Source organism: Lacisediminihabitans changchengi, from assembly GCF_016634425.1.
Taxonomy (GTDB): Bacteria; Actinomycetota; Actinomycetes; order Actinomycetales; family Microbacteriaceae; genus Lacisediminihabitans; species Lacisediminihabitans changchengi.
The window spans coordinates 1,175,097-1,186,781 of record NZ_JAEPES010000001.1; the positions used below are offsets into that span (position 1 = coordinate 1,175,097).

Consider the following 11,685-nt stretch of genomic DNA (forward strand, 5'->3'; position numbering starts at 1 on the left):
CCTACTAATTCGGTCGATCCGGCCGGACCTATGCGAAACAGAGCGAACGAAATCGGCCATAATGGACTTGTGACCAGCACCTCTGTCTCCGCCTCAATAGGGGCCCCTGTCGTCAACCGACCGAGCGTTGTCGCGGTCGGGACCATCGTGTGGCTCGGCAGCGAGGTGATGTTCTTCGCCGGCCTGTTCGCGATCTACTTCACGCTTCGCTCCACGTCCCCGGGATTGTGGAACGCCGAAGCGCCTCACCTCAATGTGCCGTACGCACTTGTGAACACCCTGATCCTGGTGTCGTCGTCGTTCACCGCTCAGTTCGGCGTGTTCGCTGCGGAGCGTCTGCAGAAGAAGCGCACCAGCTGGAACCCGGCTCACTGGGGCATGGTCGAGTGGTTCTTCGTCACGTACGTGCTCGGCGCGATCTTCGTCACCGGCCAGGTCTTCGAGTACGCGAACCTCGTCAGCGAGGGCGTGACGATGCAGTCGAACTCCTACGGTTCCGCGTTCTACCTCACCACCGGTTTCCACGCGCTGCACGTGACCGGCGGCCTCATCGCGATGCTGCTGATCATCGGGCGAGCGTTCGCTGTCAAGAACTTCGGTCACAAAGAAGCGACCTCAACCATCGTCGTGTCGTACTACTGGCACTTCGTCGATGTCGTCTGGATCGGTCTGTTCCTCGTCATCTACATCTTGAAATAGTCGGCACCCTAGATCTATGAATACTCCGGTCTACTAACCCCAAGGACGCAGCACAGCATGGCGAATTCCAGCACAGCGACTCGTCGCAACCGGTCGAAAGGCCGCCGTCACCCGCTCGCTACGGTCGCACTGATCGTTATCGGGCTCGTGTCGACGGGTGGTGCATACGCGCTGTTCACCGGCACGGCCAATGCGGAGACTCAGCAGGCGTCGACGGCGTCCAAGCAGTCAAGCATCGAAGAGGGCAAGAAGCTCTTCGCCTCGAACTGCGCTACCTGCCACGGGCTCAGCGCCCAGGGCGTCACCGGCGTCGGTCCCAGCCTGTACGGCGTCGGCGCGGCAGCGGTCAGCTTCCAGGTCGGCACCGGCCGCATGCCGCTCGCCAATCAGGGCCCGCAGGCCGAGCAAAAGCCGGTGCAGTTCACCGCGGAGCAGACCACGGCTCTTGCCGACTACATCTCTAGCCTCGCGCCCGGCCCCGGCATCCCCTCCTCCAAGTACACCTCGGGCAAGGGCGACGCTTCCACCGGTGCCGAGCTGTTCCGCATCAACTGTGCAATGTGCCACAACGTGGCCGGCGCTGGCGGAGCACTCACCGAAGGCAAGTTCGCTCCCGCCCTCACCGGCGTGACCGGCGAGCACATCTACGAGGCGATGGTCACCGGGCCGCAGAACATGCCGGTGTTCAACGACAAGAACATCACGCCCGCGCAGAAGGCCGACATCATCAGCTACCTCAAGTATCTGGACAAGAACCCGTCGCCCGGCGGCTTCGAGCTCGGAAACCTCGGCCCGGTCGCTGAAGGTCTGTTCATCTGGATCTTCGGCCTCGGCGCGGTAGTCGGCGTCACGATTTGGATCGCCGCCAAGGCGAGCTAGCACCACAGCACCAGCTCTACCCACAACTTCACGCACTCTGCAATGACAGAAGCACCAGCACCAACCGAAGGGAAGCCAATGGCACACGACGACGGCGGCACAACCGCCGCTGCCGGCTCGGACGTCGAGAAGATCGGTCAGTCGACGATCTCGGGTGGCACGGCCGTGATCGCGCCTGACCTCCCGCAGAACCCCGGCCTCCCGCCGCACCGGCTCCGCGTCACCGACCTCGACCCGAAAGCCGCCAAGGTCGCGGAACGCCGCGTGTACACGCTGTTCTATGTGTCGATCGTCGGCAGCATTTTCGCCGTCGCCGCCTACGCCGCTTTCCCGATCAAGCCGGGCGACCCCGGCTCGGTGCGCCTCAACACCGTCTTCCTCGGTATGGGTATCGCGCTTGGGCTGCTCTCGCTCGGTATCGGTGCCATCTACTGGGCCAAGAACCTCATGCGCGGCGACGAGATCAGCGAATCCCGTCACTTCACCAGCGAACGCGTCGCAAGCCGCGAACGCGCCGTCGAGATCTTCAAAGAGGGAAACCAGGAGTCCGGTTTCGGCCGTCGCTCGCTGATTCGCAACAGCCTCATCGGCGCCCTACTCGCCTTCCCGCTTCCCGGAATCGTGCTGTTCCGCGGTCTCGCACCCGATCACAGCCCGGTACCAGCACTCGAGCACACTCTCTGGGCGAAGGGCACGCGTCTGACGCATGACCCCAGCGGCGCCCCGATCAAGGCCTCCGACGTCACTTTGGGATCGGCGTTCCACGTCATCCCCGAGGGACTTCTGGAGAAGGAAGACATGCTGGAGCAGAAAGCCAAAGCGGCCGTGCTCCTCATGCGTCTGAAGCCCGAAGACCTCAACGTGTCTAAGGGTCGCGAGAATTGGAACTACGACGGAATCGTCGCCTATTCGAAGATCTGCACGCACGTCGGGTGCCCGGTGGCGCTCTACGAGCAGCAGACCCACCACCTGCTGTGCCCGTGCCACTCGTCCACCTTCGACGTGACCAACGAGTGTGAGGTCATCTTCGGACCGGCCGCACGCCCACTTCCGCAGCTACCGATCACGGTCGACAGCGAGGGTTACCTCGTCGCCCGCAGTGATTTCCACGAGCCCGTCGGCCCGAGTTTCTGGGAGCGTTCATGACCGTCTCAACCGCAACACAGCCGGAAACACCCGTCGCCGCGGCGAATAACCGTGGTGCACGCTTCACGGCAGCCGCCGCGAACTACATCGACGAGCGCACCAGCATCTCCGGTCTGGTCCGCGAAGTAGGCCGCAAGATCTTCCCCGATCACTGGTCGTTCATGCTCGGCGAGGTGGCGCTCTACAGCTTCATCGTCATCCTGCTCTCGGGAACGTTCCTAACGTTCTTCTTCCAGCCGTCGATGGCCGAGGTCGTATACAACGGTTCGTACGTGCCTCTGAAGGGCATCGAGATGTCGGCAGCATATGCGTCATCTCTCAACATCTCCTTCGACATCCGCGGCGGACTGCTGTTCCGCCAGGTGCACCACTGGGCCGCGCTGCTCTTCATCGCGTCCATCGGCCTGCACATGCTGCGCGTGTACTTCACGGGCGCGTTCCGTAAGCCGCGCGAGATCAACTGGGTGATCGGCTTCACGCTGTTCATCCTGGCGATGGCCGAGGGCTTCACCGGCTACTCCCTGCCCGACGACCTGCTTTCCGGTAACGGTCTGCGCATCATCGACGGTCTGATCAAGGGAATCCCGGTCGTTGGCACCTGGATCTCGTACCTGCTGTTCGGCGGCGAGTTCCCGGGAACGAAGCTCGTTGCGCTGTTCTACTCCGTGCACATATTGCTTCTGCCTGCGATTCTCGTGGCGGCGCTCGGCGTGCACATGCTGCTGCTGATCGTCAACAAGCACACCCAGTTCGCCGGCCCCGGTCGCACCGAGCAGAACGTCGTCGGCGTTCCGATCCTCCCGACCTTCGCGGCGAAGGCAGGCGGGTTCTTCTTCGTGGTCTTCGGTGTGATCGTCCTGATTGCCTCGTTCTTCACGATCAACCCGATCTGGACCTACGGGCCATACGACCCCTCCCCCGTGTCTGCTGGTACGCAGCCCGACTGGTACATCGGCTTCGCCGACGGTGCCCTGCGTCTGGTGCCCCCGGGCTGGGAGTTCGTGTGGCTCAACCACACCTGGTCGTTCAACATGATCGTGGTCATCCTCGTGCTGCCGATCTTCCTTGCTGCTGTGGCGTTCTATCCCTTCATCGAGAACTGGATCACCGGCGACAAGCGTGAGCACCACATCGCCGACCGTCCACGCAACGCTCCGGCACGCACTGCCGTCGGTGCTGCTGGTGTGACGTTCTACGCGGTGCTTTGGGCTGCTGCGAGTTCCGACCTGATGGCGACACACTTCAAGATCACTCTTGAGGGCGTCATCCATACCCTGCAGGTTCTGCTCTTCCTCGGTCCGGTGATCGCCTACCAGGTGACCAAGCGGATCTGCCTGGCGCTGCAGAAGAAGGATCGCGAGATTGCGCTCCACGGCTTCGAGTCAGGTCGCATCGTTCGGCTTCCCGGTGGCGAGTACATCGAGGTGCACGAGCAGCTCGACGACTACGAGCGCTGGCGCTTGGTCAGCTTCGACGAGTACACACCGCTGATGGTCCGTCCGGATGCTCACGGTCGAATCTCGCAGGCACAGAAGGTGCGCGCGGGGCTGTCCCGCTGGTTCTTCGAAGACCGCATCGCACCGCCCACCCGCGGTGAAATCGAAGGTGGCGGCCACGGCCACCACTAACGACTGCTGAAACGGATGCCCCGGCTCCCGCGATACGTCGCGAGGAGCCGGGGCATCCGTCGTTAACGACGAAATGTGCGCAGCAGCGCGAACACCATAAAGACCATGCCAACCACGCCGAGGAAGAGCGCTAACGGCTCAGATCTGTGAGAACAGCTACTGGCGCCAGGATCGATTGAGTCCTGCCACCAACCCCCCTGGAACCCGGCGATCATTAGCACGGTGAGCACGCCAACGATCGCCGTGGCGAGAAGTGTCTGTGTCAGCGTTAGTTGGCCCCGGGATGGCGGCCGAAGTCGGCCCCACCTGCAACTCGCCGGGGTCCTTGTGACGGTTTAATCTGGCCCCACCTCACCGTGGTTCCTGTCTGTGTTCGTGACTGACAGGAGGGCCCGGAATGGGGTCGAGAGTGGAGCTGTTCGCAACAATCCGTCGTGACGCCCGTGTCGAGGGGCTCTCCGTCCGAGAGCTTGCTCGCCGGCACGGAGTGCACCGGCGGACGGTGCGTCAAGCGTTGGAGGCAGCGGACCCGCCACCGCGGAAACCGCGGGTGTCGCCGGCGCCGAGGCTGGACCCGTTCAAGACGGCGATCGACGAGATGCTCAAGGTCGATCTTGATGCCCCGAGGAAGCAACGTCACACGACCCGACGGATCTTGGCCCGGCTTGCCGAGGAGCACGGCGCGTCCGAGTTGTCGTATTCGACCGTCCGGGACTACGTCGCGAAACGCCGCCCGGTGATCGATGCCGAAGCAGGCCGGGGCCGGGAGGTGTTCGTCCCGCAGGAGCACGCCCCAGGCGCAGAGGCGGAGGTCGACTTCGGGGAACTCTGGGTAGTGCTGGCCGGCGTGAAAACGAAGTGCCACATGTTCGCGTTCCGCCTCTCGTTCTCCGGGAAAGCGATCCACCGGGTTTATCCGACGCAGGCGCAGGAAGCGTTCCTTGAGGGCCACATCGATGCGTTCGAGGATCTCGGTGGGATCCCGACCCGGCACATCCGTTACGACAACCTCACCGACGCTGTCGCGAAAGTCATCTACGGCACCGGGAGGCAGCGGACGGAGAACCCTCGCTGGGTACTGTTCCGATCTCACTACGGGTTCGATGCGTTCTATTGCCGGCCCGGGATCGAGGGCGCTCACGAGAAGGGCGGCATCGAAGGAGAGGTCGGCCGGTTCCGTCGCACCCATCTGTCTCCGATGCCCGTTGTCGATTCCCTCGCGCAGCTCAACGACAAATGCAGGCAGTGGGATCTCGACGACGAGAACCGGCGGGTGAACGACCGGATCCGCACCGTTGCGCAGGACTTCGCTCTCGAGCGGCCGCTCCTGGCCAAGGTGACGGCGGAACGCTTCGAGCCGGGATTAGCGCTGGCGCCGCGAGTGAACAGGTCAAGCCTTGTCCGGGTCAGGACCGCGAACTACTCCGTTCCTGCTCGGATGATCGGGCGTCCGGTCCGGGTGTCTCTTCGCGCCTCGGAGGTCGTCATTTTTGACGGCCGCACCGAGATTGCGCGCCACTCCCGGGTGGTCGAGATGCATGGGCAGAGCGTGAAACTGGACCACTACCTTGAGGTTCTCCAGCACAAGCCCGGCGCCTTCCCCGGATCAACCGCGTTGGCTCAAGCTCGAGCGTCGGGGGTGTTCACGCCGGCGCATGAGGCATTCTGGGCGGCGGCCCGCAAAACCGACGGCGATGCCGGCGGCACGAAAGCCCTGATTGACGTCCTGCTGCTGCACCGGTCGATGACGGCCGAGGATGTCACCGCGGGGATCACGGCGGCTCACACGGTCGGAGCTGTTACCGCGGACGTTGTCGCTGTCGAGGCGCGTCGCCACGAAGCGCTGGGTGGGTCCAGATTGGGCCGTCCTCTCGTCGAACATGCTCGCGGTCCTGAGCGACGAGTTGTCAGTCTCACTCAGCGCCGCCTCGCCGATCCGGCGGCCGTTATCGCTGGCCTGCCCGCGGACACGAGGCCGCTGCCGTCCGTCGCCGCCTACGACCAGCTGCTGCGCCTGCCCGAGCGAACCGCACCAGTCCCGGAGCCCACCATGAAGAAGGGAACAGCGTCATGACAACCACAACGAGCATCACCACCACCCTCCGGAGACGCAGAGGGCTGACGGAAGAAGCGGCGAACGCCGCGATCGATCAGGCCTGCCGCCGGCTTCGGCTCCCCACCATCCGGGCGGTCGTCGACGAGGCGACCACGGCGGCGCAGAAGGAGCAACTGAGCTACCAAGGGTTCCTGGCCGAGTTGCTGCTGGCGGAGTGCGACGACCGTGACCGCCGCTCCTCCGTCCGCCGCGTCAAAGCCGCCGGGTTCCCTAGGGACAAGTGGCTCGGGGACTTCGACTTCGACGCCAACCCGAACATCAACCCCGCCACCATCAACACCCTCGCCACCGGCGACTGGGTCCGGAAGGGGCGGCCGCTTTGTCTCATCGGTGACTCCGGCACCGGCAAAAGCCACCTCCTTATCGGCCTCGGCACCGCCGCAGCGGAGAAGGGGTTCCGGGTCAAATACACACTCGCCACCAGGCTCGTGAACGAACTCGTCGAGGCGGCCGACGAGAAGAACCTTGCCCGGACCATCGCCCGCTACGGGAGGGTCGACCTGCTGATGATCGACGAACTCGGCTACATGGAACTCGACCGCAGAGGCGCCGAACTCCTCTTCCAGGTCCTGACCGAACGGGAAGAGAACAACTCCATCGCGATCGCTTCTAATGAGTCGTTCTCCGGCTGGACGAAGACGTTCACCGACCCGCGTCTTTGCGCCGCGATCGTGGACCGGCTGACGTTCAACGGCACCATCATCGAAACAGGCACCGACTCCTACCGCCTCGCACACAGCAAACAACAGAGGCAGCATGCCGGATGAGGAGCGGTGTCAGCGCGGCTCACGAAAGGTCGGCGACGATCTCCGTCTTGAACCCCGTCGCGTTTTCGAGCCAACCCGCGTAGTGGTCTTTTCCGCCCGCATGCGGATACCGATCCGAATAGAGGGGCTGCCAGCCATGCGCCGGCGCGTCAGCCATGATCGCGTCGACGGCGGCCTCAGCTGAGGCCTTAAAGGCGAGGTGATTGACACCCACCCGGCGACGATCATGCGTCGACACCGACACATTCGGCGACGTTGTGAGAGTCAGATATGAGCCCCCAGCACTCCAAGACTGGCCCCCGGACCACTCCGCATCCAGAACAAAGTCCAATCGTCCGAGGAGCCAGCCCCACTCGACTCGGGCCTGATCGAAATCCGCGATCCACAACTCCACATGATGAAAACCTGCCATCAAACAAGTCTGTCACCCAGCCTGCCCGCACTCGCCGACGCGACTAGCCGGTCACCACGTGGGGCCAGAGATCTCCGTCACCGTGGGGCCAAGAAACCTTGACATAGTCACTCCATCGTGCATGATCCACTCGCCGCGGTTGGGTGTCGGACTGACCTCGGACAGCGGGGTCCAGTGCTGCACCACTCAGATAACTCTCTCTCGATGGAAGCTACCGGCCCAGCAGAGTTTGAGCGTACCCGCGGCGGCTGACCTCGTGAGAGGCGGCGCAGCAGCGGAGCCGTTATCTGGCGGATGCCAGCAACTCGGCTCAGACTGGGGCGCATGGATTCGCCAAGTCGCTCACGGAGCCGGTGGGACTCCCCCTGGGGCCGGTTCTTCTTCCGCGCCGCAGTGTTCCTGCGCGTGGTCGCTCTTCTGTGCGGCGTCACGATGGGTGGCCTGGTCCTGGCCTACTTGTTACGTAGCGGATGGGCGTCGTTCCTGCTCCCGGCATGCATCGAGGCCGGGGTGATTCTTGCGTTCGGGTTCCTCCTGCAGTTGGTGCCGTTCGCGCGCAACCGGGCGGTTCGGCCTTAACGTTCAGCGCCTGCCAGCTCGGAAGCGTCTGGTTCGCTCACAAGCGACGGAGAAGCACGCCGCAGCAAACAGCCCGGCCGGGACGGCTAAGAACGGGACAACGGCGTGCAAGGCCAGCGTGAGGGAGTTCTGCGTCGGAACAAACGTTGCCGCGAGAGCGAGAATGCAGACGACCAGGTAGACGCCCCATTGGCGGGAGCTGTAGCCGATGACTCGGACCCCGCCGCCGTCGTACCACCACAGTCGCACCGGCTCCGGGATCCTCATGGGTCCTGCCTACTTCGTTTGGCGAACGTAGAGCACTAGTGCCCCAAAGAGCCGACAGCCGTTCCTGCCGATGTGCGTTTGACTCAGCGTTGTGGGGGTTTCCTCATTTTTCACGGGTTCAACAACGAAGGTGAGAAGTGGCAATGAGCAAGCGAAGACGAACACTCGGGGCAGTATGCGCAGCCGGCCTGATCGCGATGGCAGGGATAGCAGGCACCGGAGCCGCCTGGGCTCCACAAGATGCGAGCGCGGCTGCACCGTTACTGGGCAACCCGAACGCACAATTTCCCATGAAGCACACGAACGCTGGGCTGCCGGCCGGTACAGAGCTCCAGAGGGGATTGCCGGAGAACGCAACCAGCATCATCCCCGACCAGGTGAGGCTGGCCGTTGCCGAGCTGAAAGCAAGCTCCCACCGTGCCCAGCTCAACGATTTCCGTTGGGACGCATCCACCCAGACGCTCAACGTCTACGTGAACGGCGACCCCGAGGCGGTGAAGGGTATTCTCGCGAAATCGCTGTCGGCGGACCAAAAGTCTCAAATCGTCTCGGCATCGACGTCCAAGGCTGCCCTGAGCAAACTCATTGAGGGGCTGGCCGATCAGGATGGGACGATGGCGAACGGGCAGCAGCTCGTGACGGCTACTCCCTCATCTGATGGTTCGACCGTGACAATCGCCGTCGACGCGGACGCCTCGACGCTCCGCGACCTATCCGCCCGAAAGTCGCAGGTCGGTGGGGTGCAGCTTCGCTACGAGTCGGCCGGCGCGGTGACTCCGACGCTGCGACAGCGAAACGACGCTCCGGTCTTCACCGGAGGATTGATGACCGGTCAGGGCTACAACTGCACGACCGGATTCCCCGTGATTCGCTCCGACGGCGAGTATGGGAATGTGTCGGCCGACCACTGCGGTCATGCCCTGAACGGCACCTGGTACTGGGGCTACTCCGGGAACGCAGTGCACGTCGGGACGACCAGCGGAACGGCCGGCGGCGGGAGCGACTTCGAGATATTTCGGGGAACTACTGACCCCTCCGGCTACACCCTCGTCGGACCGTACAACGTCAGCAACCAGGTGGCACCGATCGTGGGCTATTACGCCTCGATCGCAGGTGACCAGGTCTGTTACAACGGCTCATATTCGGGAACTGTCTGCGGCAACGATGTCGTCGAGACCAGCGTCTATACCTGCTACGAAGGGCTCCAGTGCTACTGGCTAACGCGGACGCACAACTCGGTGCCGGCGGTTGGAAACGGCGACAGCGGTGGGCCCGTCATGGGCTTCGCCGCTGCGGCTGACGGAAGCACCGAAGCCTATGGAACGGGCATCGTCAGCGGCATCATCGACGGAACCGCTACCTGCACCGGGGAACCTGGCGGGACTGGGGCAAACGATCGTAAGTGCAGCAAGGATGTGCTGTTCGCTCCGATCGAGACGTTCGTCAATAACAACCTCTCGTTCAGTCTGCTCGGCGTGTAGCGACGCAGGAACGAAAAGGGGCTCCAACATCATTGTTGGGGCCCCTTTTTGGTCACTCAGCAGTTAAACCGGCATCGCGCGAGACGACCAAAATATGGTCACGGCGACGAAGAGAACGCCAGCCGCCACGACGAGGATCGCTCCTGCGGTGACGAAGAATCGACGACGAGAGTATCGGCCAAGCGTGGCACGGCTCGGGCTCAGGAGCCCGACGAGGAGTGCCACCACCCCGACGATGACGAGCACCCACGAGGTCGTTTGGGACCAAGACATATCGCTTCTCCTGCTCGTAGCCGATGGCCCATCCTTACATGAAGTTCCGCTCGACGACGTTGCGTCCCTTGTAGTCGACGGCGTCAAAGGCGGGGGGCCTGCCGCCTGCTTGGCCGCGATGTTTTCTGTGGCCGATCTGGTCCGAGGGCTGCGGAATTACGGCCACGATCCCTCGTTCGGACTCGTGCGAACGGATCGCCCGCGACGAATATGCCTTGTCGCCACGCATCCGGTCTGGGCGGGTCCGCGGTCGTCCCGGCCCAGACCGACCTATCTTCAGCTGACCCATCAATGGCAGGAACATCGACGAATCTCCGCCCTGACCGGGCCCGGCGAGCAGCACTAACGGGCGCCCTTGACCATCGACCAGGGCATGAATTTTGGTTGTCAAACCGCCGCGGGAACGACCGATGGCGTGATCAGGTGGCTCTACCCGCAGATTCGTGTAATTCGACAGATCCCCCTGTAGCGCGGGCCGTGCTGATGGGCACGATTCACCGTGGAATCCACCGACACCGCCCAATCGACCGCGCCTTGCTTGTCGGCGATCGTAAGCAGCGTCGCCAGCATTCGATCCCGCACCGATACCGGTAGATGATGCCCTCGATGACCTTCCGATCATCCCTGAACGGCCTCCCCTGACGCCCATCCGACGACGGAATCACCGGCTTCAGAAGAGCCCACTGCTGATCATCCAAAAACGTGAAACGCGACGTGCCTCAATCGTCACCGACAAGCAATCACATCTTTAGGAGACACGCCCTAGGTGATCGGCCGGGATGGTGCTGCGGAGCTGCGCGATCGCCGCGGCACTGTCGCCGGCTTCGATGGTGGCCGTTGTGGCGTGATAGACGCCACGCGGGTGGTGCGCGAGCTCCCAAGTCATACATCCATTATCGGGCAGAGAAAACGCCCCCAGCCGGGAGAGAGGACGGCTAGGGGCGCTGCTTTTGGATGCGTCGGGCGCAAATTATTTAAGGCCAGATGACCCCGTTTTTGCCGTTCTTCTTTAGCCCCCATGACTGGAACTGCTTAAGGTATTCGCTTTGTACTTTGCTGTTCGCAGCTTTTCCATAGAGAGAAACGTGTGCGGCTTGAGCGGCGTTCTTCAAGGGCACGCTCATCACGTTTCGGAGAGCGGCGCCTTGCTGCCGGCCAATGGTTTTGACCACGTGGTTTTTGAACTCCCACCGTTTTTCGAGTGGGCGGTCGATGAGGAGAATCGCGGCCGTTCGTGTTTGATTCATATAGACACGTCATCCAGAACAAAGTCCAATCGTCCGAGGAGTCAGCCCCACTCGACTCGGGCCTGATCGAAATCCGCGATCCACAACTCCACATGATGAAAACCTGCCATCAAACAAGTCTGTCACCCAGCCTGCCCGCACTCGCCGACGCGACTAGCCGGTCACCACGTGGGGCCAGAGATCTCCGTCAC

13 protein-coding genes and 1 pseudogene are annotated in these 11,685 nt (G+C 63.0%); 8 read left to right on the top strand and 6 right to left on the bottom strand.

Going from position 1 to position 11,685, the window contains the following annotated elements; genetic code table 11:
* Positions 1 to 30 precede the first annotated feature (30 nt).
* From ctaE to istB, 6 genes are all read left to right on the top strand, one after another.
* Positions 31 to 699 carry an aa3-type cytochrome oxidase subunit III gene (gene ctaE / locus IV501_RS05520; RefSeq protein ID WP_200555348.1) on the top strand — a complete coding sequence of 223 codons (669 nt, stop codon included), beginning with the start codon at positions 31 to 33 and terminating at the stop codon, positions 697 to 699.
* 57 nt (positions 700 to 756) lie between these two features.
* Positions 757 to 1,578, top strand: coding sequence for a cytochrome bc1 complex diheme cytochrome c subunit (gene qcrC / locus IV501_RS05525; protein WP_200555349.1), 822 nt, complete (start codon positions 757 to 759; stop codon positions 1,576 to 1,578).
* Positions 1,579 to 1,656: 78 nt separating this feature from the next.
* Entirely contained in the window at positions 1,657 to 2,724 is a 1,068-nt protein-coding gene (gene qcrA, locus IV501_RS05530) for a cytochrome bc1 complex Rieske iron-sulfur subunit (RefSeq protein WP_200555350.1), read from the top strand.
* Positions 2,721 to 4,352 carry a cytochrome bc1 complex cytochrome b subunit gene (qcrB, locus tag IV501_RS05535; RefSeq protein WP_200555351.1) on the top strand — a complete coding sequence of 544 codons (1,632 nt, stop codon included), beginning with the start codon at positions 2,721 to 2,723 and terminating at the stop codon, positions 4,350 to 4,352. The genes qcrA and qcrB overlap by 4 nt, the downstream gene beginning before the upstream one ends.
* Before the next feature lie 397 nt (positions 4,353 to 4,749).
* Positions 4,750 to 6,426, top strand: coding sequence for an IS21 family transposase (gene istA, locus IV501_RS05540; RefSeq protein ID WP_200555352.1), 1,677 nt, complete (start codon positions 4,750 to 4,752; stop codon positions 6,424 to 6,426).
* Complete coding sequence (istB, locus tag IV501_RS05545) at positions 6,423 to 7,235, top strand: IS21-like element helper ATPase IstB (protein WP_200555353.1); 813 nt, start codon at positions 6,423 to 6,425, stop codon at positions 7,233 to 7,235. The genes istA and istB overlap by 4 nt, the downstream gene beginning before the upstream one ends.
* Before the next feature lie 19 nt (positions 7,236 to 7,254).
* Here the strand turns inward: istB and IV501_RS05550 are convergent, their stop codons facing one another.
* Positions 7,255 to 7,647 carry a VOC family protein gene (locus IV501_RS05550; RefSeq protein ID WP_200555354.1) on the bottom strand — a complete coding sequence of 131 codons (393 nt, stop codon included), beginning with the start codon at positions 7,645 to 7,647 and terminating at the stop codon, positions 7,255 to 7,257.
* Between the two features lie 324 nt (positions 7,648 to 7,971).
* Between IV501_RS05550 and IV501_RS05555 the strand changes: the two genes are divergently transcribed.
* Together IV501_RS05555 and IV501_RS05560 are read left to right on the top strand one after the other, a co-directional pair.
* A complete protein-coding gene (locus IV501_RS05555) occupies positions 7,972 to 8,226 on the top strand; it encodes a hypothetical protein (protein ID WP_200555355.1) in 255 nt (84 codons plus the stop codon).
* Positions 8,227 to 8,783: 557 nt separating this feature from the next.
* Positions 8,784 to 9,974, top strand: a complete 1,191-nt coding sequence (locus tag IV501_RS05560; protein ID WP_200555356.1) for a chymotrypsin family serine protease — start codon at positions 8,784 to 8,786, stop codon at positions 9,972 to 9,974.
* Positions 9,975 to 10,037: 63 nt separating this feature from the next.
* Here IV501_RS05560 and IV501_RS05565 read toward each other — a convergent pair whose 3' ends face one another.
* From IV501_RS05565 to IV501_RS05580, 5 genes and pseudogenes are all read right to left on the bottom strand, one after another.
* Positions 10,038 to 10,247, bottom strand: coding sequence for a hypothetical protein (locus IV501_RS05565; protein WP_200555357.1), 210 nt, complete (start codon positions 10,245 to 10,247; stop codon positions 10,038 to 10,040).
* Between the two features lie 40 nt (positions 10,248 to 10,287).
* Positions 10,288 to 10,814, bottom strand: a pseudogene (locus IV501_RS16105) (transposase); the annotation flags it as partial.
* Positions 10,742 to 10,912 carry a hypothetical protein gene (locus tag IV501_RS16660; protein ID WP_372430740.1) on the bottom strand — a complete coding sequence of 57 codons (171 nt, stop codon included), beginning with the start codon at positions 10,910 to 10,912 and terminating at the stop codon, positions 10,742 to 10,744. The gene IV501_RS16660 and the pseudogene IV501_RS16105, both read right to left, overlap by 73 nt.
* Before the next feature lie 83 nt (positions 10,913 to 10,995).
* On the bottom strand, positions 10,996 to 11,133 hold the full coding sequence (locus IV501_RS05575; RefSeq protein ID WP_200555359.1) for a hypothetical protein: 138 nt from the start codon (positions 11,131 to 11,133) through the stop codon (positions 10,996 to 10,998).
* Between the two features lie 88 nt (positions 11,134 to 11,221).
* Entirely contained in the window at positions 11,222 to 11,494 is a 273-nt protein-coding gene (locus IV501_RS05580) for a hypothetical protein (protein WP_200555360.1), read from the bottom strand.
* Positions 11,495 to 11,685 lie beyond the last annotated feature (191 nt).